Here is a 22,295-nt window from a genome sequence, read left to right on the forward strand (position 1 = left end):
CGCTTGCGGGAAGGGGTCAGCGAGGGCGGTTGCGCACAAGCTCGCGCCACATGGCGAAACCGCCCGATCCGACGATCAGCGCGGCCCCCGCAAGGGTCGCCGCGTCGGGCCGCTCGCCGAAGACGGCGACGGCGATCAGCAGGGCGAAGATCAGGCGGACATAGCGCAGGGGCGCGATCAGCGAGGCCTCTCCGGCGCGGGTGGCGCCGACCATCATGGCGTAGCCCAGGACGCTGAAGGCCATGCAGCCCAGGAAGCCCAGCGCCTCGGGCCGCGTGGGCGCCAGCATCGGCGTGCCCTGCACCCAGGCCAGCGCCAGCCCCGCCGGCACCAGCGCCGCGAAGGCCGAGGCCGACAGCTGGTGCGAGGGCACCCGCGCCGGCATCCGCCGCGTGGCGAGATCGCGGGCGGCCAGCCCCACGACGCCCACCAGCGTCAGGGCCGACTGCGGCTGGAACCCCGCCGCGCCGGGGCGGATGATCAGCAGCACGCCCGCAAAGCCCACGAGGATCGCCGCCCAGCGCCGCCAGCCGACCTTTTCCTTCAGAAACAATGCGCTTCCCATGACCAGCGCCAGCGGCAGCGCCTGCAGGATGGCCGAAGCCGAGGCCAGATCCGTCAGCGCCAGTGCGAGCGTGAGGCCCACGGCGCCGACCGCCTCGCCCCCGTTGCGCAGCAGGACCGCCGGGATCAGCAGCGCGCGGGTGAAAAGCCGTCCCCCCGCCCGCCTGAGCAGGACCCAGAAGACCGCCATTCCCAGCAGGCCCAGCGTGACCAGCACCTGCCCCACCGGCAGCCTCATGGTCAGGGCCTTGATCGCGGCATCCTCGACCGCGAATGTCGCCATGGCGCCGACCATCAGCAGCGCCGCGCGCAGGTTGGCCGTGGCCTCCGACGTGTTCAGGGGACTGGTGGCGGTCATGTCCCCGGCGATGCTAGACTGGCCTTCTCGCGTCAAGCACGAAAGGCTTTCGCCATGAAGTTCCACGTCGAAGACATGAGCTGCGGCCATTGCACCGCCACCATCGAGGCCGCCATCGCCCAAGCCGGGGGGCAGGCCCGCACCGACCTGGACAGCAAGACGGTCACGGTCGAGGGCATGGGCAGCGCGCGGGCGGCCGAGGTCATCAAGGAAGCGGGCTACACCGCCGTCCCGGTCGAATAAGGGGCGCCGAATCAGCGCGTCCGGCCCCTGCCCCGGTGTCGGTCCCGCGTCCCTTCGCGCATGGATTTGCGGCATTCTGTTTCGTTGCCGCATTGCCTCGGCGATGGTATTCCTGAAGCTGTCCGCAACCACCGGCGGAACCAAGGCACGACTGCCGCAAAGGCAGCATTCAGGACGAGGAGACACCAGATGATGAAGCCCGTCGTGGCCATCGCCGCCATCCTTCTGACCACCCCCTTCGCCGAGGCCGGCCCAATCGACAACGCCTGCATCCGGTCCGACCGGGGCGCCCGCAGTCCGGGGCTCTGCGGCTGCATCCAGCAGGTCGCGGACCAGACCCTGTCGCGCGCCGACCAGCGCCGCGCCGCGGGCTTCTTCCGCAACGCCCAGCAGGCGCAGGACGTGCGCATGTCCAAGCGTGCCGCCGACAACCAGTTCTGGGACCGCTACAAGCTCTTTGCCGCGACCGCCGAACGCTACTGCGCGCGGTGAGGATCGTCGTCCTGACCGGCGCGGGACTGTCGGCGGAAAGCGGGCTTGCGACCTTCCGCGCCTCGGACGGGCTTTGGGAACAGCACCGGGTCGAGGACGTGGCGACCCCGCAGGCCTTCCGCCGCGACCCCGCGCTGGTCATGCGCTTCTACGACGCGCGCCGGGCGGGGGCCGCCGCGGCCCAACCCAACCCCGCGCATCAGGCGCTGGCGCGGCTCAGCCGTCAGCCCGGCGTGACGCTGATCACCCAGAACGTGGACGCGCTGCTGGACCGCGCGGGCGCGCAGGAAGTGATCCACATGCATGGCCGCCTCGACTCGGCCCTGTGCGGCGCCTGCGGTCACCGCTGGCCCGCGCCCGACAGGATGCCCGTGGGCATGGCCTGCCCGTCCTGCAGCAGCCCCGAGGCGCGCCCCGACATCGTGTGGTTCGGCGAGATGCCCTATCACATGGACCGGATCGAGGCCGCGCTGGACCGCGCCGACCTTTTCGCGGCCATCGGCACCTCGGGGAACGTCTACCCGGCCGCGGGCTTCGTGGACATTGCCGCGATGAACGGCGCCGAGACGGTGGAACTCAACCTCGCTCCCACCGCCCCCGGCCGCTTCGACCGGGTGATCGAGGGTCCGGCCAGCCGCACCGTCCCCGAATGGGTCGCCTCGCTGATCGATTGAACTCCCTCGCGCATTCTTCTTCGTGAAAATATCCCGCGGGGGCTCCGGGGGCGCGAAGCCCCCGGTCCGGCAGTGCTCTCAGCGAAACCGCCGCAGTCTCAGCGCATTCGTCACCACGAAGACCGAGGACAGCGCCATGGCCCCGGCCCCCAGCATGGGCGACAGGCGCGGCCCGCCCAGGGGCACCAGCACGCCCATCGCCACCGGGATCAGCGCGACGTTATAGGCGAAGGCCCAGAACAGGTTCTGTCGGATATTGCGCATGACCGCGCGGCTGAGCCGGATCGCCTTCGCCACGGCAGACGGGTCGCCCGAGGCCAGCACGACCTCGGCCGCTTCGATGGCGACATCGGTGCCCGAGCCGATGGCGATGCCGGTCTCGGCTGCCGCCAGCGCGGGTGCGTCGTTGATGCCGTCACCCACGAAGACGCTGCCCTCGCCCATTCCCCGGATCGCCTCCAGCTTGCCTTCGGGCAGCACGCCCCCGGTCACGTGGTCGATTCCGAGGCGCCGGCCCACGGCCTTGGCGGCGGCGGGAACATCGCCCGAGATCATGCGCGTCTCGATCCCCAGTCCGTGCAGCGCCCCGACCGCCTGCGCCGAACTCTCGCGCAGCGGATCGGCCATGCCCATGACGGCGACATGGACTCCGTCCACCGCCAGGTGCACCGGAGTCGCGGCCTCGGCCGACAGCGCCTCGGCTTGCGCGAGCAGCCCCGCGTCGGAGGCAATGCCCGCCTCCTCCAAAGCGCGCGCGTTGCCGATCAGCACCGCGCGGCCCTCGACCGTGGCCCGCAGCCCCCGGCCCGCGCTGGCGGACACGGCCGAGGCGACGGGCACCTCGATCCCCCGCTCGCGCGCGGCGGCCAGAACGGCGGCGGCCAGCGGATGTTCGGACCGCGCCTCGGCGGCCGCAGCCAGCCGCAGGGTCTCGGTCTCCTCCATGCCGCGCGCCTCAAGCGCGACCAGCGCCGGGCGGCCAAGCGTCAGCGTGCCGGTCTTGTCGAAGCCCACGACCCGCGCGTCGGCCAGTCGCTGCAGCGCGTCGCCGCGCCGGAACAGGATGCCGAGTTCCGCGCCGCGTCCCGTGCCCACCATGATCGACACCGGCACCGCCAGCCCCATCGCGCAGGGGCAGGCGATGATCAGGACCGAGATGGCGGACACCAGCGCGCCCGTCAGCCCCGCCCCCGCCAGCATCCAGACGGCGAAGGTCAGGACGGCCAGCGCGATCACCACGGGCACGAAGACCCGCGTGACGCGGTCCACCATCCCCTGCACGGGCAGCTTGGCCGCCTGCGCGTCCTCGACCATCCGCACGATCCGCGCCAGCGCCGTGTCGGCGCCAACGGCAGTCACGCGATAGGTCAGGGCCGAGGCGCCGTTCACCGTGCCACCCGTCACCCGGTCGCCGGGGGCCTTGGCCACCGGCAGCGGCTCGCCCGTCAGCATGGATTCGTCGATCGCGCCCTGGCCTTCGGTGATCTCGCCGTCCACCGCCACGCGCTCGCCCGGCAGCAAATCGACCAGGTCGCCGGGGATCAGTTCCGCCACCGGCACCTCGGCCACTGCGCCGCCGCGCCGCACGCGGGCAGTCGAGGGGGCGAGTTCGACCAGACGCCGGATCGCCTGCCCCGCCTGTCCGCGCGCGCGCGCTTCCAGCCAGCGGCCCAGCAGGATCAGCGTCACGATGACCGCAGCGGCCTCGTAATAGACATGCAGCGCGTCGGCGGGCAGCAGCCCCGGCGCGAAGGTGGCCACGGTGGAATACAGGAACGCCGCCCCCGCCCCCAGCGCGACAAGGCTGTTCATCTCGGGCGCGCCCCGCAGGAGTGCCGGGATGCCATGGGCGAAGAAGATCCGCCCCGGCCCCGCCAGAACCGCCAGGGTCAGGACGAACTGCAGCACCCAGAGCGCCCGCGTGTCCGCCACCGACATCAGCCAGTGGTGGAAGGGCGGGAACAGGTGCGCACCCATCTCAAGGACGAACAGCGGCAGCGTCAGGACGGCGGCAAGGATGAAGCGCCCGCGCAGCCCCGCGGCCTCGTCGCGCTGTGCATCGCGGGCAGGTTCGGCCGCCGCATCAGGAGCCGCCGCCTTGTAGCCCGCGCGCGTCACCGCCCCGGCCAGCGCAGCGGGCGTGACCGAAGGTCCATGCGTCACCGTGACCGACCGCGTGGCAAGGTTCGCCACCGCCGCCGTCACGCCGGGCAGTGCGGTCAGCGCGCGCTCGACCCGGCCGGTGCAGCTGGCGCAGGTCATCCCCTCGACCGCCAGCCGCGTGGTCTCCAGCGCAGCCGGGTAGCCCGCGCGGCCCACCGCCTCGATGGCGGGGCCTGCGGCGGCGGGGTCATCGAGATCCAGGCGCGCGCGGCGGGTGGCAAGGTTGACGCTGGCGCGGGCGACGCCGGGGACGGCGGCAAGCGCGCGCTCGGCCCGGCCCACGCAAGAGGCGCAGCTCAGGCCCTCAAGCTCGAATTCGATCTGTTGTGTTTGTGCCATGACAAAGCCTTTTCGATTCCATGTTTCATCGGAGTCGAAAGGGCGAAGGGCGGGGCTTGCGGACGTCCCGGCGGATCGGCGGCAGCCTCGGCGGGGGACAGCACCGGCAGCAGGTCGGCGTCCCTTGCACGCAGGGCCAGGGGCGCACGCGCCGCAAGCCCGCGGTCCCGCTGGTGGCAGCGGCAGCCGCGCCCGCCCCGTCCCCGGCACAGATGCGCCGGACGCACGGGCGCGCGGCGCGGGGGCCTCGCGGGCCGGGGGGTGGCGGAACGGCAGCACATGGGCGTTCTCCTTGCGGGACTCGATATGGGGCCTTGCCTGTCAGAGCGCAACGCCGCCCGTTGACGCCGCTTTGAGTTGAAATGCCGCCCCATAAACGTTAGCGCAAAAGCCAAAAGGCACGAACCACGAGGGACCGAGTGTCGATGAACCGCCGCCAGATGATGTTGCTGACCCTGCCGCTGATCGCCGCTCCGGCTGCGCTGATGGCGCAGGCGACCGCCCCCGCGGCCCCGCCGAAGGCTCCCGCGGCCCCGGCAAGGACCAAGGCCGCCTATGACCCGGCGCCCACCGAGGTGCCGATCCGCGAAGGGTTCGAGGTGGGCTCGATCGTAGTCGTTTCGGGCGACTACTACCTGTATCACGTGATCGCGCCGGGCCGCGCCATCCGCTACGGCGTGGCCGTGGGAACGGACGAGCTGGTCTGGAAGGGCCGCGCGCTGGTCGGCCGCAAGGTCGAATGGCCCAGCTGGACGCCCACCAAGTCGATGATCGAGCGCAAGCCCGAGCAGTACAAGAAATACGAGAACGGCATGCCCGGCGGTCCCGAGAACCCGCTGGGCGCGCGGGCGCTGTACCTGCACACCGTGAACGGCAACGACACCGCCATCCGCATTCACGGCACGACCGATCCCGGCTCGATCGGGCGGGCCGTGTCCAACGGCTGCATCCGCATGCGCAACGAGGCGGTGATGGACCTGTATGACAAGGTGCCGATCGGCGCCCCCGTCTACGTCTACTGAGCTTGCAGCCGGCCGAGTTCCGCGTGACCAGCCTGTCGGACCTGGCGAAAGCCGGGTTCGACACGATCATCGACGCGCGATCCCCGTCCGAATACGCCGAGGACCACCTGCCCGGCGCGATCAACCTGCCCGTCCTTGACGACGCCCAGCGCGCCGAGGTCGGCACGATCTACAAGCAGGTCTCGCCCTTCCAGGCCCGCAAGATCGGCGGCGCCATCGCGGCGGCAAACGTCGCGCGTCACGTGGCGGGGCCGCTGGCGGACCGGGACGGGGGCTGGAGGCCCCTGGTCTATTGCTGGCGCGGCGGACAGCGCTCGGGCGCCTTCTCGACGATCCTTGCGCAGATCGGCTGGCGGACATCTCGGCTCGAGGGCGGCTGGAAATCCTGGCGCGCGCTGGTCCTGCGGCAGGTGCAGGACCTCGGCCCGCCCTCGCCTCTGGTCGTGCTGGACGGCAACACCGGCTCGGCCAAGACCGAGATCCTGGCGCGGCTCGCACAGCGCGGGGTGCAGGTGATCGACCTCGAAGGGCTGGCGAACCACCGGGGCAGCCTGTTCGGCGGGATGCCCGGCGGGCAGCCCGCGCAGAAGCTGTTCGAAAGCCGCCTTGCGATGGCGCTGGCCGCGCTGGACCCGTCGCGTCCCGCCGTGGTCGAGGCGGAAAGCTCGCGCATTGGCGATCTCGCGGTGCCGCGGGCCATGTGGCAGGCGCTCTGCGCCGCGCCGCGGCTGCGGCTCGAGGTGCCCCTTGCGGCGCGTGCGATCTATACCGCGCAGGCCTATGCCGATGCGGTGGCCGAACCGGGCCGGGTCGAGGCCTCCGTCGCCCGGCTTGCCCCCCAGCACCCGGCCGAGCGGATCGCGGCCTGGCGCGGCATGGCCCAGCGCGCCGACTGGGTTTCGCTTGCCGAGGAACTGATGCGCGAGCATTACGACCCCCGCTATGAGAAGCACCGCGCCCGGCATGGTGAAAACGAGCGCGAGACGATCCCCGTAGCCCGCCTGACCGGGGACGGGCTGGAGGCCGCCGCCGCCGCCGTGGAAGCCGCGGTGGGCCGGCTAGCCCTGGTGGGGGAAACGGCTGCGGGCCAGACCGACCCGCAGCCCTGAGCCTCAGTTTGCCGCGGCCCCGTGGCCCGCACCATGCGCGTGGGCGGCCGGCATCCCGGCCTTGTTGTCCACCTTCACCGTCAGCGGCACCTGCCCGCAGGCGCCGAAGTCCAGCGTCAGGGCGAGTTCGTCGCCCTCGGCCAGCGGGGTCTTCGTATCCATCAGCATGACGTGGTCGCCGCCGCGTTCCAGCGCGTGGGTTCCGCCCGCGGGAACGGTGACGGACTCGATCGGCACCATCGACATGACGCCGTTTTCCTCGCGGTGGGTGTGCAGCTCGGCCCGGTCGGTCACCTCGGGGGCGCTGACTGCCGTCAGGACGCAGTCGGCGGCGCCCTTGTTCTCGATGGTCATAAAGGCCGCGCCCGCCTTCGGGTTGGTGGACCGCGCATAGGCGCCGGTCACGGTCAGGTCGCCCACGGTGGTGCCGTGGTCGTGACCCTCATGGGCGGAAACGGCAAGGGGAAGGGCCGCCATCGCGGCGGCAAGGATCAGGGTCCGGTTCATGTCAGGTCAAACTCGCTTGGAGATGTCGCAAAGGGTTCGGTCAGGCGGCGCGGGGCGCGGGGGGACCGCGCGCCTGCGGCACCGGTTGCGACAAGGGCGAGAAGCGAACGGCCCTGGGCGGATCCGCGCGGCGCACTGGTCCTGCACCGGGCGCGACCGTCAGCGGCGGCGCATCCAGCGCCGCCAGCAGGCCCAGCGCCATGTCGGGGCAGAAGCTCGCCTGCCCCGGATCATCGGGATCGGTGATGACGGCCATGCCGCCGCAGAGGACAAGCTCGGTCCCCGTGCGCAGCTGCCCGCGCGCCATGCCCAGCGACAGGCTGGTCAGCAGGACAAGCGCGATCAGGGCAAGGCGGATCACCATGGCGCAGCTTTAGGGCCGAAGCTCGCGCCCGCCAAGAGCGCGCGTCACCCGCCAACGGCAAAGGCCCCGCCGCTGCCGGCGAGGCCTTGACGAAATCGCGGCGGTGAAAGGCTCAGGCCTTAGCCAGCTCGCGCTTGATCTTCAGGGCGCGGGGCGACAGCTCGTCGTCCTTGGCCTTCGCCAGGAAGGCGTCCAGGCCGCCGCGGTGGTCGACCGAGCGCAGCGCCGCGGCCGAGATGCGCAGCGAATAGGACTGGCCCAGCTTGTCCGAGATCAGCGTGACGTCGTTCAGGTTCGGGAGGAACCGGCGACGGGTCTTGTTGTTGGCGTGGCTGACGTTGTTGCCGGTCATCGGCCCCTTGCCGGTCAGTTCGCAGACGCGCGACATGATGTTGATCCTTCGTTGCAGCGTCCGGCCCCGCTGCTCGGGCGCCGGAAATTGAAAGGGCGCCGACTGGCAGCGCCCGGAAATCCGTTGCGCGTGGATAGGGGCTGAAGCGGTCCGCGTCAAGCCCGAATCACGTGCAGCCCCGTCTTGGCAAGCCGGCATCGCCCCAATACCACAGGGCGATCCCAAGGCCCATCAGGGGGAACGCCCATGCCCGACCCGACCGCGCCCGACATCAGCGACCTTGCCGCGCGCCTGGTGGCGGGCGGACGCCGGGCGCTGGCCCGGGCGATCACCCTAGTCGAAAGCGCCCGCCCCGACCATCGGGCACAGGCCATCGCGCTGCTGGCGGCCCTGCCTCCGCGCCAGGCGCTGCGGATCGGGCTTTCGGGCACGCCGGGCGTCGGCAAGTCCTCGTTCATCGAGGCCTTCGGGCTGATGCTGACGGGACAGGGGCTGCGGGTGGCGGTGCTGGCGGTGGACCCGTCCTCGGCGCGCTCGGGCGGCTCGATCCTGGGTGACAAGACGCGGATGGAACGGCTGTCGCGCGATCCGAATGCCTTCATCCGCCCCTCGCCCAGCCAGGCGGAACTGGGCGGCGTCGGCCGCCGCACACGAGAGGTGGTGCGCCTGGCCGAGGCCGCGGGCTTCGACGTGGTGCTGATCGAGACGGTCGGCGTCGGCCAGTCCGAAACGCTGGTGGCCGAGATGAGCGACCTCTTCGTCCTGCTGCTGGCCCCCGCGGGCGGAGATGAGCTGCAGGGCGTCAAACGCGGCATCATGGAGATCGCCGACCTGATCCTGGTCAACAAGGCGGACGGAGAGCTGAAGGCCACTGCCAACCGCACCGTGGCCGACTACGCCGGCGCCCTGCGGCTTCTGCGCAAGCGCCCGCAGGACCCCGAGGGGTTCCCCAAGGCCCTACCCGTCTCGGCCTTGGAAGGCGACGGTCTTTCCCGCGCCTGGGAGGAGATGCAGGCCCTCGCCGACTGGCGCCGCCGTACGAGCCACTTCGCCCGTCACCGCGCCGAACAGGCTGAAAGCTGGTTCCTGTCGGAAGTCCGGGCCGGCCTGCTGGCCCGGCTGAGGCGCGAGCCGGCGGCGACCCGCCTTGCCACCCTAGGCGCCGAGGTCGCCGCGGGCAGGGCCGACCCGGTCGCCGCAGCGGCCGAGATGCTGGCGGGACTGGAATAAGACCCACAACTGGAAATCCCACCGTAACTGCCGCCCTTGGATGGCACGGGTGAAACAGGTCTCAGCCCCAGACGTCAGCCTTTTGGATTGCTCCGGTGGTGCCGGAGAACAGGGTAAACCGTATCTTCTCCCCGCGTCACCCGTCGCCTGAACACGGTTCAGCGGAACAGGGAGATGCCGGGCGCCAGACCAGCTTCCTCCCGGTGCCGGACAAGGGCGAACAGGAACAGGATCACGCCCAGCCCTTCGGCCCCTTCCTCAATGTTGACGAGCAGGCGATAGGGCCGCGCAAAAATCTCACCGTTATTAGCGAACAGGACCTCGCCCCCGATTGCCTCCATGCCCAGCGCGCCTGACATGAAGACCCCGGCCGCGGCCAGCATCATTCCCATCACCCTTGGCCCGAGCGAGCGCAGAAAGGGCATAAGAACGGCAAGTCCCGCCATGCAGAAGATGGCTGCCGGAATAACCCAGGCAAACTGCAGCCCGCCCACGTCCCCCATCCGGGCGGACAGGACCTCGTGGAAGCTCAGGCCCTCATCGGCGGACAGCAGGAAGAAAACCGCGCCCAGCACGAGAAACGAAAGGGCAGCGCCCCGACTCTTCGAAAGCGACTTGATGCCGGTGTCAGCTAGCAGCAATCCCGTCAGAGCCAGAATCGTTTGCGAGAACCAAGTGTAAAAGCTGCGCTCCATATCGACGTCGAGCAACCAGACCCGTGCCTCTGCATCCAGCCCGATCGCGTCCTGAAAGATACTGCTGCTCAGAAGAACGGCCCATGCTGCGCAAACGACCCCCAGTCCGAAAGGCCCGCTCAGGAAACCGGCCATGTCACTCGCAGAATAAACAGACATCATACCCTTTGATATTGTAACAGACTCATGACGGAATTATCTGCAGTTCCCCTTAACCAATCTGTTTCGCTGCGGCCAGATGAATGGCTAAAGAATTTTCAACTTGGCCATTCTGCTAGAGTTGTCGTCGTGGTCAGGACGGTATGGCAAGGACAGCCGACCGAATGCCGCGCCCGATCTTCGGCTGCACGGTCGCGCGAATCGGCTAAGGTCGGCGCATGGACACGCTCTTCTCCCTTCCCGACGATGCCACGCTCTACCGCGCCCTGACGGACCGCGACCCCACCTACGAGGGCCGGGCCTGGGTGGGTGTCAGGACGACCGGCATCTTCTGCCGCCTGACCTGCCCTGCGCGGAAGCCCCGGCCCGAGAACTGCCAGTGGTTCGACAGCCCGGCTGCGGCCCTGGGCGCGGGCTTCCGCCCCTGCCTGCGCTGCCATCCCGTCGCACCCGAGGCAGACGGCGATCCCGTGGTCCGGCAGATGCTCGCCGCGCTGGGGGCCGATCCCGCGCGCCGCTGGACCGAGGCCGGGGTGGCGGAGCTGGGGCTGGACCCCTCAACCGTGCGGCGCGCCTTCAGGAGGCATTTCGGCATGAGCTTTCTCGATTACGCCCGCCAGTCCCGCCTGCGCGCGGGCCTGCGCGGCTTGGCAGAGGGCGCGCCGGTGATCGCGGCGCAGCTTGACGCGGGCTTCGACAGCGCCAGCGGCTTCCGCGAGGCTTTCGCGCGGCTGTTCGGCCATCCTCCGGCGGCGATGGCGCGGGGCGGGCTGGGGCTGGTGGCCGACTGGCTCGACACCCCCTTGGGGGGGATGATCGCGGTTGCGGACGACCGCAGCCTGCACCTGCTGGAGTTCACGGACCGGCGGGAACTGGCAACGGAACTGCGGCGGCTGTCGGCTGCGGCGCAGGGCCGGATCGGGCTGGGGCGCAGCGCCGTCACCGATGCGGCCGAGGCGCAGCTGGAGCGCTACTTCGCAGGGGAAAGCGGCGACTTCGACCTGCCGCTGACACTGCATGGCACGCCCTTCCTGCGCGAGGTCTGGACCGAGCTGCGCGCCATTCCACCGGGCGCGACCGTCAGCTATGGCCAGCTTGCCGCGCGGCTGGGCCGCCCATCAGCAGCCCGCGCCGTGGCCCGCGCGGTGGGCACGAACCAGATCGCCATCGTGATCCCCTGCCACCGCGTCATCGGCGCGGACGGCAGCCTCACGGGTTACGCGGGCGGGCTGTGGCGCAAGCAGGCGCTGATCGGGATCGAACGGAAGCTGGCTCAGGCTGGACACGACAGCGCCGGTTGAGGCGCCGCACCGGGGGTTTTCCACCCCCGGACCCCCGGAGGATATTTGGGCAAAGAAGAAACCCGGAGGCCGGGGTCAGAGCAGTGACCTGCTTGCGACTGGTTGTCGAGCGGGCGAGACTTGAAGGAATTTCTTGCCGAAAAGCTGTCCCATGCACCGCCGTGCCGTTCTGACCACCCTTGCCCTGGCCGCCGCCTTTCCTGCCTTGGCCGAGCCTGCGCCGAAGGGCCGCGCGCTGCTGATGGTCGAGGCGCCGCGCTGCCCCTTCTGCGCGGCCTTCCGGCGCGAGGTGCTGCCCGGCTATGCCTCGCACCCCCTGGGCCGCGCCGCGCCGCTGACGGCCGTGCCGATCGACGGACCCTGGCCGGACGGACTGGCACTGGCCCGCGCGCCTCAGGCCTCGCCGACCTTCATCCTGCTGGAAAACCGCATGGAGATCGGGCGGTTCGAGGGCTATGACGATCCCGAAACCTTCTGGCGCACCCTAGGCGACCTGCTGGCGTGAGCCCGCCCCTTTTGCCGCGCGCGGCCCTGCGCTAAGGCAAACCCGCACGGTTGGATTTCCTCCAACCCGGACCGGCAGCGAAAGGGACAGGCCATGCACGACATCCGCGTGATCCGCGACGACCCGGCGGCGTTCGACGCCGCCCTGGCCCGCCGGGGTCTTGCGTCGATGTCGCCCGAGATCCTGGCGCTGGATGCCGAGCGCCGCGCCCGCATCGCCGCGGCCGAAACCGCACAGGCCGAGCAGAACCGCGCCAGCAAGGACGTCGGCGCCGCCAAGGCCCGCGGCGATGACGAGGAATTCCAGCGCCTGCGCGCCCTTGTCGGCACCAAGAAGGACGAGGTCGCGGCCATGCAGGCCGAGGCCTCGGCGCTGGACGCGAAGCTGCGCGAGTTGCTGCTGACCATCCCGAACCTGCCGCTGGACAGCGTGCCCGAGGGGAAGGACGAGAACGACAACGTCGAGATTCGCCGCTGGGGCGAGCCGCGCACATTGGACTTCACCCCGGCCGAGCACTTCGAGATCGCGGGTGCAAAGGGCGGCATGGACTTCGCCACTGCCGCCAAGCTGTCGGGCGCGCGCTTCGTCCTGTTGACCGGCGCGGTGGCCCGCATCCACCGGGCGCTGGCGCAGTTCATGCTGGACCTGCATGTCGACCGCCACGGTTTGCAGGAGACCTGGACGCCCGTGCTGGTCCTGTCCGAGATGATGGAGGGCACCGGCCAGCTGCCCAAGTTCGGCGAGGACTCCTATCAGACTCGCGAGGGCTGGTGGCTGATCCCCACGGCCGAGGTCACGCTGACCAACACCGTCCATGGCGACCTGGTGGACCACGCCACCCTGCCCCGCCGGCTGGTCGCGCATTCGCAGTGCTTCCGCTCGGAAGCGGGCAGCGCGGGCCGCGACACCACGGGGATGCTGCGCCAGCACCAGTTCGAGAAGGTCGAGATGGTGTCGATCACCGACGCCGAGGCGGGCCTGCCCGAGCACGACCGCATGACCAGATGCGCCGAGGCCGTGCTGGAGGCGCTGGGCCTGCCCTATCGCACCATCGTCCTGTGCACCGGCGACATGGGCTTCGGCGCGCGCATCACCCATGACATCGAGGTCTGGCTGCCCGGCCAGGACCGCTACCGCGAGATTTCCTCGGTCAGCTATTGCGGCGACTTCCAGGCGCGGCGCATGAACGCGCGCTATCGCCCGGCGGGCGGCGGCAGGCCCGAGTTCGTGCATACGCTGAACGGTTCCGGGCTGGCGGTGGGCCGCACGCTGATCGCGGTGCTGGAAAACGGTCAGCAGGCGGACGGCTCGGTCGTGCTGCCCGAGGCGCTGCATCCCTATCTGGGCGGCGCCACGCGGCTGACGGCGCAGGGAACGCTGGCCTGATCCGCCGCCCGGGCGGCGCGGCCAAGGGACCGGCGAAAAAGCTCGCCGGGCGATGGACCCTGCGCAAATCCTGCGGCGTTCCCCCGGCATGAGTCGAAACCTTCAGGCCGTGATCGAAGCGTTCACCGCGGGATTGTTTGCGATCTCGGCGGGCCTGACCGCATTGCGGACCGTCACCGCCTGGGATGACCTTTACACCGACCCTTTGACCTTCGACCGCCCCATCATGGGACGGATGGCACTGCAGGGCGGCGGCACCGAGGTCAACCTGCTGGGCGTCTTCGCGCAGCCCACCAACGTGATCCTGTGGGGGCTGCTGGCCGCGGCGGTGACGGCGGCCATCCTGCATGTCGTGGGGCGGTTGCAGGAACGCTTCGGCCCGCCGCTGCCGAGGGCGATGAACCTGGGCCTGCTGGCCGCCACCGCGGCCCCCTGGGTGATCAACAGCGTCCCGATCGCGGGACTGGCGCTGGGAGGGCTGGCCTGCGGCCTGCTGGTCTATGGCATAAAGACCCATCCCGCGCCCGAACGGGGCCTGGGCTGCTTTCCCATCGCCTTTCTCTGCGGCTGGTTCGTCATGGCCACCTGCGCCTCGCTGAGCCTGCTGGCGTATTACATGGGCCTCGGGCTGGAACGGGCGATCCTGCTGGGGCTACTGGCCGCCGCGCTGGCCTCGGTCTGGATCCAGCTCAGGATCGACCGATTTCCCAGCTTCTCGCTGGCGGTCATCTGGGGGATGATCGGGCTTGCGGGCGAAACGGCGGGCACCAGCATCACCATCGCAACCGCCTGCGTGCTGGGGATCTCGGCGCTGGCGGTGGTGCTGGTTCGGGTGACGACCTGAGTCCGCCGGGGCACGGGACGGGGTGCGTTTGGCCGGTTGTCGTTCCCGCAAGGCTCGGGCTAACCTCACAACAGTTCACAAACAGGGGCGTTTCATGAATATCAAGGGATTGGTGGCGGCATTCGCACTGGCCGCGTCCTTCGCGCAGGTCTCGGCCGCGCAGGAGATGTCGTTCTTCCGCATCGGCACCGGCGGCACGGCGGGCACCTATTACCCGATCGGCGGCCTGATCGCGAACGCGATCTCGAACCCGCCCGGTTCGCGTCCCTGCGAGGACGGCGGCTCCTGCGGCGTGCCGGGGCTGGTCGCGACGGCGGTGGCCTCGAACGGGTCGGTCGGCAACGTCAACGGCATCAACGGCGGCGCAATGGAGGCCGGGTTCACCCAGTCCGACGTGGCCTATTGGGCGCAGACCGGCACCGGCCTGTGGGAAGGCCAGCCCGCGGTCGAGAAGCTGCGGCTGATCGCCAACCTTTATCCCGAAAGCATCCACCTGGTCGCCCGGGCCGACGCGGGCATCGCCTCGGTCGCGGACCTCAAGGGCAAGCGCGTCTCGCTGGACGAGCCGGGATCGGGCACGCTGGTCGATGCCAAGATCATCCTGGAAGCCTTCGGCCTGTCGGAAGCGGACGTGACGGCGGAATACCTCAAGCCCGACCAGGCGGCCGACCGGATGCGCGACGGCGCGATGGACGCCTTCTTCTTCGTCGGCGGCTTCCCGGCCGGCGCCATCGCGGAACTGGCCAGCCAGCATGACGTGACGCTGGTGCCGATCGCCGGCCCCGAGGCCGACAAGCTGCGCGAAACCTACACCTTCTTCGCCACCGACACGGTTCCGGCAGGCACCTATGACGGGCAGGACGCGGATGTCGCCACGCTGTCGGTCGGCGCGCAGCTTGTCACCAGCGCCGATCAGCCGGAAGAACTGGTTTATGGAATCGCCAAGGCGCTTTACAACGAGAACACGCAGAAGCTCTTCGCGGCGGGCCATGCCAAGGGCAAGCTGATCACGCTGGACAGCGCGACGCAGGGCGCGGGCATCCCGTTCCACCCGGGCGCCGAGCGTTTCTACAAGGAGGCCGGCAAGCTTCAGTAAGCTTGCCCCGACCCACGGAAGGACGCGGCCGGTCCTCGGTCCGCGTCCTTTGCCGCTGATCCGCATCGCAGGACACCAGAATGACCGACGCCCCCCGCCAGCTTTCCGAAGCCGAACTGCGCGCGCTGGAAGAAGAATACGATCCCGAGGCCCGCTTCCGCACGGTCACCCGCCCCGTCGCCATCCTGGCAGGAGCGGTGCTGTTCCTGCTGTCGGTGTATCACTTCTACACGGCGGGCTTCGGCATCCCGCGCGCCACGACCCATCGCGGGCTGCACATGGGCGTGTCGCTGTTCGTGATCTTCCTGACCTTCTCGTCGCTGGCGCGGAACCGGCACAAGACCGGCGGCTTCGCCATCCTGGGCGTCCCGGTGGTGGACTGGGTGCTGGCCATCGCGGGGGCCGTCAGCGCCTTCTACGTGCCATGGATCTATGACCAGCTCGCGTTCCGCGTGGGCAATCCCCTGCCCATCGACATCGCCATGGGCACGATCCTGCTGGTCACCCTGCTGGAGGCCGTGCGCCGGTCCATGGGCTGGCCGCTGCCGGTGATCGCGCTGGCCTTCATCGCCTATGCCTATTTCGGCCAGTCGATGCCGGGGATCCTCGTCCATCCCGGCGCCGACTGGGCCAACATCGTCAACCACCTGTATCTGACCTCGCAGGGCATCTACGGCACCGCGCTGGGCGTGATCGCGACCTATGTGTTCCACTTCGTCCTGTTCGGGGTGATGGCGCAGAAGATCGGGCTGGGGCAGCTGTTCATCGATCTTGCGACCGCGCTGACGGGGCGCTTCGCGGGCGGGCCGGCCAAGGTCTCGGTCGTGTCCTCGGCCATGCTGGGGACGATCTCGGGCTCGTCCATCGCCAACACGGTGACGACCGGCGCGCTGACCATCCCGGCGATGATCAAGATCGGCTTCAAGCGCCATTTCGCCGCGGCGGTCGAGGCCGCCTCGTCCACCGGTGGCCAGATCACGCCGCCCGTCATGGGGGCCGTGGCCTTCCTGATGGTGGAATACCTCGGGATTCCGCTGCGCACGATCCTGATCGCGGCCGTCGTCCCCGCCTTCATGCATTTCTTCGGCGTGCTGGTGCAGGTCCACCTGGAGGCCAAACGCCTGGGCATCCGCGGCCTGCGCGCCGAGGAACTGCCCAAGGCCGGCAAGGTCCTGCGCGAGGGCTGGCTGTCCGTCCTGCCCCTGATCCTGCTGGTCTGGATGCTGATGTCGGGGCGCACGCCCTTCCTGTCTGCCTTCTCGGCCATCGTCGCCTGCATCGTGGTCTACCTGATCCAGCGGATCATGGCGGCGGGCGCCGCCGGGGGCATCAAGGAAGCCGCCGCCGGGATCTACGACGGCTTCGTCGCGGGCGCGCGGCAGTCGCTGGCGGTGACTGCCGCCGCCGCGCTGGTCGGCGTGGTGATCGGCATCGTCACCCTGACGGGCGTCGGCTTCAAGATCGCCTTCATGGTCACCAGCCTCGCGCAGCAATGGGCGACCTCGTTCCACGGCATGCTGGGCGTCCTCCCCTTCGAGCTGCTCAGCATCGAGACGCTGACGCTGCTGTTCACGCTGATCATGACGGCGGTGGTCTGCGTGCTGATGGGCTGCGGGGTGCCGACGACGGCGAACTACATCATCATGGTCGCGGTCGCGGCACCCGTGCTGGGCATGATGAACGTCGAGCCGCTGGTGGCGCATTTCTTCGTCTTCTACTTCGGCGTGCTGGCCGACGTGACGCCCCCCGTCGCGCTGGCCGCCTATGCCGGGGCGGGGATCGCGGGGGCGAACGGTTTCAAGGCGGGAAACACGGCCTTCCGGCTGTCGATGGGCAAGGCGCTGGTGCCCTTTGTCTTCGTCTTCTCGCCCTCGCTGCTGATCGTGACGCAGGGCTTCACCCTGCCCGACTTCCTGCTGGCCTTCACCGGCGCGGTCCTGGGCATCGTCGCCCTGTCGGCGGCGATCACGAACTGGCTGCTGGGCCCGCTGCTGCTGATCGAGCGCGTGCTGCTGCCCATTGCCGCCCTGCTGCTGATCGCGCCCGAAATCGTCTCGACCGTGATCGGCGCCGCGATCCTCGGGGCCGTGATCCTGCGGCAGTACCTTGCCGGGATGCGCGGCGACGGGCTTCCCTCGGCGACCTGACATTGCCCAAGGGGGGCGGCGGACTGACCGTCTGCCCCCTTTGGGTGCAACGCTCCTCCATGGGGATTGCCATGTGGCCAAGCCTCCCCGAGTCGCCGTTGCATGCGCAGCGACTTGGCCAGCCCGGCAGAGAAACGGCGAACCTTATGACTGTGGTGCGGGAAAGCGCCGGAACGCAGGCCATTCTGGCCGAGCGCCGGCCCGAATGGCGACCCCGAGAGGATTCGAACCTCCAACCTGCCCCTTAGGAGGGGGCTGCTCTATCCAGTTGAGCCACGGGGTCGTCGGCGCCGTTCTCGCATGGGCGGGCGCCCGATGGCAAGGTTGCGGATGAGGGCTGTCATGCGCTAACAGTGGCACGTTCCTCCAGGTGATTTGCCCATGACATTGTCCCGTCCCCGCCGCCGCCCGCTGACGCTCCGCGACGTGTCGCTGGCCTCGGGGGTCAGCGAGATGACGGTCAGCCGGGTGCTGCGCAACCGGGGTGACGTCTCGGCGGCAACGCGGGAAAAGGTGCTGAACGCCGCCCGCGCACTGGGATACGTGCCGAACAAGATCGCTGGCGGGCTGGCCAGCCAGCGCGTGAACCTGGTGGCCGTCGTGATCCCGTCGCTGTCGAACCTGGTCTTTCCGGATGTGCTGGGGGGGATCTCGGCGGAGTTGGACGACACCGGGCTGCAGCCGGTGATCGGCGTCACGAACTACGGCCCCGCGCGGGAAGAGGCGGTGCTGTATGACATGCTGAGCTGGCGGCCGACCGGCGTGATCCTGGCCGGGCTGGAACATTCCAGGGCGTCCCGCGCGATGCTGGAAGGCGCGGGCGTCCCGGTGGTCGAGATCATGGACGTGGACGGCACCCCCATCGACACGGCGGTGGGCATCAGCCACGACCGCGCGGGGGCCGAGATGGCGGGCCAGATCCTGGCGGCGGGCTATCGCCGTATCGGCTTCATCGGCACTCATATGCCCGAGGACCACCGCGCCCGAAAGCGCCTCGCGGGCTTCGAGCGCACGCTGGAGGCCGCGGGGGTGCCGCTGGTCGCGCGGGAATATTATCAGGGCGGCTCGTCGCTGGCGAAGGGGCGCGAACTGACCGAACGCATCCTCGCACGCGAGCCGGAACTGGACTTCCTTTATTACTCGAACGACCTGATCGGGGCGGGCGGGCTGATCTGGGCGCGCGAGCGGGGGATTGACATCCCCGGGCGCCTGGGGCTTGCGGGTTTCAACGGGGTGGACCTGCTGGACGGGCTGCCGATGCGGCTGGCCACGACAGACGCGCGCCGGCTGGACATCGGGCGGCGCGCGGCGCGGATCGTGTCGGGCAAGGACCCGCGCCCCGAGGGCGGGATCGTGGCGCTGTCCCCGACCTTCCTGCCCGGCGACACGATCCGTCCGGCGAAAGGCTGAAAGAAGGGGCACTTCCCCACGTCCTGCCTCTCACGGGCATCTCCATCAGGAAGAAGAGTCGGAGACTACAGCTCCACCGTCTCCATCACCTTCGGGGTCAGCACCTCGACCCCCGGCAGGGCGCGGCGCATCACCTCGGGGTTCTGCTTCAGCGCGGGGAAGGTGTCGTAATGGCAGGGGATGACGGTCTGGAAGTCGAAGTACCGCTTCGCTGCCCAGGCCGCGCGTTCCATGTCCATGGTGTAGTGGCCGCCTGCGCAGAGGATGCCGATCTCGGGACGGTGCAACTCGGCCATCCACTCCATGTCGGCCATGATGTCGGTGTCGCCGGACACATAGATCGTCCGCCCCTCGCCCTGGATCATGTAGCCCGACTCATGCCCCGCATAGACGGGCTTTCCGTCCACCATCAGCGAGGAGGAATGGCTGGCGTTGACCATCGTGACCTTGGCCCCGTTCAGGTCCACCGTGCCGCCCTTGTTGAAGCCGATGCCGTCCAGCCCCTCGGCCTCACCCCAGTAGCCGATCAGGTCGGCGATGCCCACCACCGTGGCCCCAAGTTCCTTCGCCAGCGCCACAGCGTCGCCGGTGTGGTCCCCATGACCGTGGGTCAGCAGGATGTGGGTCGCGCCGCGCACCGCCTCGTCGCGCCGGTCGGCCGGGAAGACCGGGTTCCCGCTCAGCCACGGGTCGATCAGGATCACGGCACCGTCGATTTCCAGACGGAAGCTCGCGTGGCCCAGCCAGGTCAGTTTCATCCCATACCTCCTGCGTTTCGGGCCGCAGGCTAGCGCGGCTTGCAGGGCCGGTCCACCGGCGGTAAACCCGCGCGCAAGCGAAAGGAACCCCCATGTCCATCACCGAAGCCGAGGCCCGGAAGGTCGCGCATCTGGCGCGGATCGCGGTCGCGGACGAGGCGCTGCCCGCGCTCGCCGCCGAACTGAACGGCATCCTGCAGTTCATGGAGCAGCTGAACGAGGTCGATGTCGAGGGCGTCGAGCCGATGACTGGGGTCGAGAAGATGCGCCTCAAGCGCCGCGAGGACGTGGTGACCGACGGCGACCGGCAGGAGGCGATCCTGCGCAATGCCCCCGACGCCCGCGAGGGGTTCTTTGCCGTGCCGAAGGTGGTGGAATGAGCCTGAACCGACTGACCATCGCGGAAGCCCGCGACCGCCTGCGCGCGCGCGAGATCACGGCGACCGAGCTGACCGACGCCTGCCTTTCGGCGGCCGAAGGCGCGGGCGCACTGAACGCCTTTGTCCACCACACGCCCGAGATCGCGCGCGAACAGGCTGCGGCGGCGGATCAGCGGCTCGCCTCGGGCGACGCGCCGGCGATGTGCGGGATTCCGGTGGGGGTGAAGGACCTGTTCTGCACGAAGGGCGTGCCCTCGCAGGCGGCGTCCCGCATCCTTGAAGGCTTCCGCCCGGAATACGAATCGACCGTCACGCAGAACCTGTTCGATGCCGGAGCGGTGATGCTCGGCAAGCTGAACATGGACGAATTCGCCATGGGCTCGTCGAACGAGACGAGCGTCTATGGCAATGCTGTGAACCCGTGGAAGCTGGACGACCGGCAACTGACGCCGGGCGGCTCCTCGGGCGGCTCGGCGGCGGCCGTGGCTGCGGACCTGTGCCTTGCCGCGACCGGCACCGATACCGGCGGCTCGATCCGCCAGCCTGCCGCGTTTACCGGAACCGTGGGCCTCAAGCCGACCTATGGCCGCGTCAGCCGCTGGGGCACCATCGCCTTCGCCTCGTCGCTGGACCAGGCCGGCCCGATGACCAAGACGGTGCGCGACGCCGCGATCATGCTGGGCGCGATGGCTTCGGTCGATCCGAAGGACTCCACCTCCGCCGACCGCCCGGTCGAGGACTATGAGGCCGCGCTGACCGGCGACATCCGGGGCAAGCGCATCGGCATCCCGCGCGAATACCGCATGGACGGGATGCCGGCCGAGATCGACGCGCTGTGGAAGCAGGGCGCCGAGATGCTGCGCGATGCGGGGGCCGAGATCGTGGACATCTCGCTGCCCCACACGAAATACGCCCTGCCGGCCTATTACGTCATCGCCCCAGCCGAGGCGTCGTCCAACCTCGCCCGCTATGACGGCGTCCGCTATGGCCGCCGCGCAAGGCTGAGCCAAGGCGACGGCATCACCGAGATGTATGAAAAGACCCGCGCCGAGGGTTTCGGGCACGAGGTCCAGCGCCGCGTGATGATCGGCACCTATGTGCTGTCGGCGGGCTTCTACGACGCCTATTACAACCGCGCCCGCAAGGTCCGCGCGCTGATCAAGCGCGACTTCGACCAGGTCTTCGCGCAGGGCATCGACACGATCCTGACACCCGCGACGCCCTCGGCCGCCTTCCCGCTGGGCGCGATGACCGACGCGGACCCGGTGCAGATGTATCTCAACGACGTCTTCACCGTGACGGTGAACCTCGCCGGGCTGCCAGGCCTTGCGGTGCCGGTCGGGCTTGACGCGCAGGGCTTGCCGCTGGGGCTGCAGCTGATCGGCCGGCCGTGGGACGAAGGCAACCTTCTGAACCATGGCGCCGTTCTGGAACAGGCTGCAGGATTTGTCGCCAAGCCCGAACGCTGGTGGTAAGTGGTAGGCTGACAGCCACCCTCCGAGGAGAATGAGATGCGTGCCCTGACCCTGATCCCGCTCCTCGTGCTTGCCGCCTGTTCAGGCGAGAATCAGGGCTGGAACCCGAACTATCGGGCGAACGCGACGCCTTACGGCGACTACCTGCGGGGGCGCGAGCTTGCCCTGACCGGCCAGCGGGCCGAGCCGCCGCGGGTGATCCCGGTCGCCCTGCCCGTCCGTGCGCCCACCCCGGCCCAGATCGCAGGTCCCTCGCCGGTCCAGATCCTGGAGCAGGCGGTGACGCCGAACGGCCCGCCTCCGCGCCAAGTGCCGTTCCGCGGCGCACCTGCCGTCGATCCGCGCCCGCCCACGCTTCCCAGCACGCGCTCCGTGCTGCCCAGCGAGCGGACCGTGCTGCCGGTGCCGGTCGCGCCCGTGGTGCGCCAGCGCACGGTTGTGCCCGCTGCGCGCGTCACCGTTCCGGCCCCTGTCACGTCGCGCCGGCTCGAAGGGAACGTCGCGCCGATCTATCCGCGTGCTGTTGGCTCCACAGGCAACTGCGCCGCCTATCGGACGGCCATCGCGGCCCAGCGTGCCTTCATCGCCGAAGGCGGGCCCGAGCGCGACCGGCTGGGCCTCGACCCCGACGGCGACGGTTACGCCTGCAGTTTCCGCCCTGCGGCTGCCTCGCCCGTCCGATGATCCCCTGCGCCTGCGCCGCCCCTGACGGGACCGGCCAA

23 protein-coding genes and 1 tRNA gene are annotated in these 22,295 nt (G+C 69.8%); 16 read left to right on the top strand and 8 right to left on the bottom strand.

What is annotated here, in order from left to right; translation table 11 throughout:
• Window positions 1-16: 16 nt before the first annotated feature.
• Window positions 17-922 carry a DMT family transporter gene (locus BLQ03_RS06825; RefSeq protein ID WP_090754186.1) on the bottom strand — a complete coding sequence of 302 codons (906 nt, stop codon included), beginning with the start codon at window positions 920-922 and terminating at the stop codon, window positions 17-19.
• A 54-nt stretch (window positions 923-976) separates the two neighbouring features.
• Here BLQ03_RS06825 and BLQ03_RS06830 point away from each other — a divergent pair, with 54 nt between their 5' ends.
• The 3 genes from BLQ03_RS06830 (at window position 977) to BLQ03_RS06840 (ending at window position 2,331) form a co-directional block, all read left to right on the top strand.
• Window positions 977-1,165: a heavy-metal-associated domain-containing protein gene (locus tag BLQ03_RS06830; RefSeq protein WP_090754188.1), complete on the top strand. Its 189-nt coding sequence runs from the start codon at window positions 977-979 to the stop codon at window positions 1,163-1,165.
• Between the two features lie 189 nt (window positions 1,166-1,354).
• Window positions 1,355-1,657 carry a hypothetical protein gene (locus tag BLQ03_RS06835; protein WP_090754189.1) on the top strand — a complete coding sequence of 101 codons (303 nt, stop codon included), beginning with the start codon at window positions 1,355-1,357 and terminating at the stop codon, window positions 1,655-1,657.
• Window positions 1,654-2,331 (top strand): NAD-dependent deacylase, encoded by a 678-nt coding sequence (locus BLQ03_RS06840; RefSeq protein WP_090754191.1) that lies wholly within the window; start codon window positions 1,654-1,656, stop codon window positions 2,329-2,331. Before BLQ03_RS06835 ends, BLQ03_RS06840 begins: the two co-directional genes overlap by 4 nt.
• Window positions 2,332-2,409: 78 nt before the next feature.
• Here BLQ03_RS06840 and BLQ03_RS06845 read toward each other — a convergent pair whose 3' ends face one another.
• Window positions 2,410-4,833: a heavy metal translocating P-type ATPase gene (locus BLQ03_RS06845; RefSeq protein WP_090754194.1), complete on the bottom strand. Its 2,424-nt coding sequence runs from the start codon at window positions 4,831-4,833 to the stop codon at window positions 2,410-2,412.
• Between the two features lie 425 nt (window positions 4,834-5,258).
• On the opposite strand from BLQ03_RS06845, the gene BLQ03_RS06850 reads away from it, so the two are divergent.
• Window positions 5,259-5,855, top strand: coding sequence for a L,D-transpeptidase (locus BLQ03_RS06850; protein WP_090754196.1), 597 nt, complete (start codon window positions 5,259-5,261; stop codon window positions 5,853-5,855).
• Between the two features lie 23 nt (window positions 5,856-5,878).
• Complete coding sequence (mnmH, locus tag BLQ03_RS06855; protein ID WP_245688710.1) at window positions 5,879-6,964, top strand: tRNA 2-selenouridine(34) synthase MnmH; 1,086 nt, start codon at window positions 5,879-5,881, stop codon at window positions 6,962-6,964.
• 3 nt (window positions 6,965-6,967) lie between these two features.
• Here the strand turns inward: mnmH and BLQ03_RS06860 are convergent, their stop codons facing one another.
• The 3 genes from BLQ03_RS06860 to rpmB all read right to left on the bottom strand — a co-directional run bounded on the left by BLQ03_RS06860 (window position 6,968) and on the right by rpmB (window position 8,223).
• Window positions 6,968-7,471, bottom strand: coding sequence for a copper chaperone PCu(A)C (locus tag BLQ03_RS06860; RefSeq protein ID WP_090754199.1), 504 nt, complete (start codon window positions 7,469-7,471; stop codon window positions 6,968-6,970).
• A 40-nt stretch (window positions 7,472-7,511) separates the two neighbouring features.
• Window positions 7,512-7,835, bottom strand: a complete 324-nt coding sequence (locus BLQ03_RS06865) for a hypothetical protein (RefSeq protein ID WP_090754201.1) — start codon at window positions 7,833-7,835, stop codon at window positions 7,512-7,514.
• Window positions 7,836-7,947: 112 nt separating this feature from the next.
• A complete protein-coding gene (rpmB, locus tag BLQ03_RS06870) occupies window positions 7,948-8,223 on the bottom strand; it encodes a 50S ribosomal protein L28 (protein ID WP_090754202.1) in 276 nt (91 codons plus the stop codon).
• Window positions 8,224-8,433: 210 nt separating this feature from the next.
• Here rpmB and meaB point away from each other — a divergent pair, with 210 nt between their 5' ends.
• Window positions 8,434-9,417, top strand: coding sequence for a methylmalonyl Co-A mutase-associated GTPase MeaB (gene meaB, locus BLQ03_RS06875; RefSeq protein WP_090754205.1), 984 nt, complete (start codon window positions 8,434-8,436; stop codon window positions 9,415-9,417).
• Between the two features lie 158 nt (window positions 9,418-9,575).
• Here meaB and BLQ03_RS06880 read toward each other — a convergent pair whose 3' ends face one another.
• Window positions 9,576-10,247 (bottom strand): hypothetical protein, encoded by a 672-nt coding sequence (locus tag BLQ03_RS06880; protein ID WP_139166655.1) that lies wholly within the window; start codon window positions 10,245-10,247, stop codon window positions 9,576-9,578.
• 242 nt (window positions 10,248-10,489) lie between these two features.
• Here BLQ03_RS06880 and BLQ03_RS06885 point away from each other — a divergent pair, with 242 nt between their 5' ends.
• The 6 genes from BLQ03_RS06885 (at window position 10,490) to BLQ03_RS06910 (ending at window position 17,550) form a co-directional block, all read left to right on the top strand.
• Window positions 10,490-11,572 (top strand): bifunctional transcriptional activator/DNA repair enzyme AdaA, encoded by a 1,083-nt coding sequence (locus BLQ03_RS06885; RefSeq protein ID WP_090754208.1) that lies wholly within the window; start codon window positions 10,490-10,492, stop codon window positions 11,570-11,572.
• A 151-nt stretch (window positions 11,573-11,723) separates the two neighbouring features.
• Complete coding sequence (locus tag BLQ03_RS06890) at window positions 11,724-12,077, top strand: thioredoxin family protein (RefSeq protein ID WP_090754211.1); 354 nt, start codon at window positions 11,724-11,726, stop codon at window positions 12,075-12,077.
• 93 nt (window positions 12,078-12,170) lie between these two features.
• Window positions 12,171-13,463 (top strand): serine--tRNA ligase, encoded by a 1,293-nt coding sequence (gene serS / locus BLQ03_RS06895; RefSeq protein ID WP_090754213.1) that lies wholly within the window; start codon window positions 12,171-12,173, stop codon window positions 13,461-13,463.
• A gap of 109 nt (window positions 13,464-13,572) precedes the next feature.
• A complete protein-coding gene (locus BLQ03_RS06900; protein ID WP_217629673.1) occupies window positions 13,573-14,307 on the top strand; it encodes a hypothetical protein in 735 nt (244 codons plus the stop codon).
• Between the two features lie 94 nt (window positions 14,308-14,401).
• On the top strand, window positions 14,402-15,403 hold the full coding sequence (locus BLQ03_RS06905; protein ID WP_090754217.1) for a TAXI family TRAP transporter solute-binding subunit: 1,002 nt from the start codon (window positions 14,402-14,404) through the stop codon (window positions 15,401-15,403).
• Window positions 15,404-15,483: 80 nt separating this feature from the next.
• Window positions 15,484-17,550 (top strand): TRAP transporter permease, encoded by a 2,067-nt coding sequence (locus tag BLQ03_RS06910; protein WP_090754219.1) that lies wholly within the window; start codon window positions 15,484-15,486, stop codon window positions 17,548-17,550.
• A 206-nt stretch (window positions 17,551-17,756) separates the two neighbouring features.
• Here BLQ03_RS06910 and BLQ03_RS06915 read toward each other — a convergent pair.
• Window positions 17,757-17,833 (bottom strand) — tRNA-Arg (locus BLQ03_RS06915).
• 98 nt (window positions 17,834-17,931) lie between these two features.
• On the opposite strand from BLQ03_RS06915, the gene BLQ03_RS06920 reads away from it, so the two are divergent.
• A complete protein-coding gene (locus BLQ03_RS06920) occupies window positions 17,932-18,960 on the top strand; it encodes a LacI family DNA-binding transcriptional regulator (RefSeq protein WP_090754221.1) in 1,029 nt (342 codons plus the stop codon).
• Between the two features lie 65 nt (window positions 18,961-19,025).
• On the opposite strand, the gene BLQ03_RS06925 is transcribed toward BLQ03_RS06920, so the two are convergent.
• Window positions 19,026-19,718, bottom strand: coding sequence for a metal-dependent hydrolase (locus BLQ03_RS06925; protein ID WP_090754223.1), 693 nt, complete (start codon window positions 19,716-19,718; stop codon window positions 19,026-19,028).
• A gap of 92 nt (window positions 19,719-19,810) precedes the next feature.
• Between BLQ03_RS06925 and gatC the strand changes: the two genes are divergently transcribed.
• From gatC to BLQ03_RS06940, 3 genes are read left to right on the top strand one after another with little or no spacing between them, the layout of a single operon-like run.
• Window positions 19,811-20,098: an Asp-tRNA(Asn)/Glu-tRNA(Gln) amidotransferase subunit GatC gene (gene gatC, locus BLQ03_RS06930; protein ID WP_090754225.1), complete on the top strand. Its 288-nt coding sequence runs from the start codon at window positions 19,811-19,813 to the stop codon at window positions 20,096-20,098.
• A complete protein-coding gene (gatA, locus tag BLQ03_RS06935; RefSeq protein WP_090754227.1) occupies window positions 20,095-21,573 on the top strand; it encodes an Asp-tRNA(Asn)/Glu-tRNA(Gln) amidotransferase subunit GatA in 1,479 nt (492 codons plus the stop codon). Before gatC ends, gatA begins: the two co-directional genes overlap by 4 nt.
• Before the next feature lie 36 nt (window positions 21,574-21,609).
• Window positions 21,610-22,257 carry an excalibur calcium-binding domain-containing protein gene (locus tag BLQ03_RS06940; protein WP_090754229.1) on the top strand — a complete coding sequence of 216 codons (648 nt, stop codon included), beginning with the start codon at window positions 21,610-21,612 and terminating at the stop codon, window positions 22,255-22,257.
• The last annotated feature ends 38 nt before the right edge of the window (window positions 22,258-22,295 follow it).

Source organism: Paracoccus chinensis (genome assembly GCF_900102885.1).
Lineage (GTDB): Bacteria > Pseudomonadota > Alphaproteobacteria > Rhodobacterales > Rhodobacteraceae > Paracoccus > Paracoccus chinensis.

Excerpts from the sequence above, each read along its gene's own strand:
- serS (WP_090754213.1), top strand. The coding sequence starts at position 12,171 with ATGCACGACATCCGCGTGATCCGCGACGACCCGGCGGCGTTCGACGCC.
- BLQ03_RS06925 (WP_090754223.1), bottom strand. The coding sequence starts at position 19,718 with ATGAAACTGACCTGGCTGGGCCACGCGAGCTTCCGTCTGGAAATCGAC.
- BLQ03_RS06830 (WP_090754188.1), top strand. The coding sequence starts at position 977 with ATGAAGTTCCACGTCGAAGACATGAGCTGCGGCCATTGCACCGCCACC.
- BLQ03_RS06890 (WP_090754211.1), top strand. The coding sequence starts at position 11,724 with ATGCACCGCCGTGCCGTTCTGACCACCCTTGCCCTGGCCGCCGCCTTT.
- BLQ03_RS06920 (WP_090754221.1), top strand. The coding sequence starts at position 17,932 with ATGACATTGTCCCGTCCCCGCCGCCGCCCGCTGACGCTCCGCGACGTG.
- BLQ03_RS06865 (WP_090754201.1), bottom strand. The coding sequence starts at position 7,835 with ATGGTGATCCGCCTTGCCCTGATCGCGCTTGTCCTGCTGACCAGCCTG.
- BLQ03_RS06905 (WP_090754217.1), top strand. The coding sequence starts at position 14,402 with ATGAATATCAAGGGATTGGTGGCGGCATTCGCACTGGCCGCGTCCTTC.
- BLQ03_RS06940 (WP_090754229.1), top strand. The coding sequence starts at position 21,610 with ATGCGTGCCCTGACCCTGATCCCGCTCCTCGTGCTTGCCGCCTGTTCA.
- rpmB (WP_090754202.1), bottom strand. The coding sequence starts at position 8,223 with ATGTCGCGCGTCTGCGAACTGACCGGCAAGGGGCCGATGACCGGCAAC.
- BLQ03_RS06835 (WP_090754189.1), top strand. The coding sequence starts at position 1,355 with ATGATGAAGCCCGTCGTGGCCATCGCCGCCATCCTTCTGACCACCCCC.
- BLQ03_RS06860 (WP_090754199.1), bottom strand. The coding sequence starts at position 7,471 with ATGAACCGGACCCTGATCCTTGCCGCCGCGATGGCGGCCCTTCCCCTT.
- BLQ03_RS06885 (WP_090754208.1), top strand. The coding sequence starts at position 10,490 with ATGGACACGCTCTTCTCCCTTCCCGACGATGCCACGCTCTACCGCGCC.
- BLQ03_RS06850 (WP_090754196.1), top strand. The coding sequence starts at position 5,259 with ATGAACCGCCGCCAGATGATGTTGCTGACCCTGCCGCTGATCGCCGCT.
- BLQ03_RS06880 (WP_139166655.1), bottom strand. The coding sequence starts at position 10,247 with ATGGCCGGTTTCCTGAGCGGGCCTTTCGGACTGGGGGTCGTTTGCGCA.
- meaB (WP_090754205.1), top strand. The coding sequence starts at position 8,434 with ATGCCCGACCCGACCGCGCCCGACATCAGCGACCTTGCCGCGCGCCTG.
- gatC (WP_090754225.1), top strand. The coding sequence starts at position 19,811 with ATGTCCATCACCGAAGCCGAGGCCCGGAAGGTCGCGCATCTGGCGCGG.
- BLQ03_RS06910 (WP_090754219.1), top strand. The coding sequence starts at position 15,484 with ATGACCGACGCCCCCCGCCAGCTTTCCGAAGCCGAACTGCGCGCGCTG.
- BLQ03_RS06845 (WP_090754194.1), bottom strand. The coding sequence starts at position 4,833 with ATGGCACAAACACAACAGATCGAATTCGAGCTTGAGGGCCTGAGCTGC.
- BLQ03_RS06825 (WP_090754186.1), bottom strand. The coding sequence starts at position 922 with ATGACCGCCACCAGTCCCCTGAACACGTCGGAGGCCACGGCCAACCTG.
- gatA (WP_090754227.1), top strand. The coding sequence starts at position 20,095 with ATGAGCCTGAACCGACTGACCATCGCGGAAGCCCGCGACCGCCTGCGC.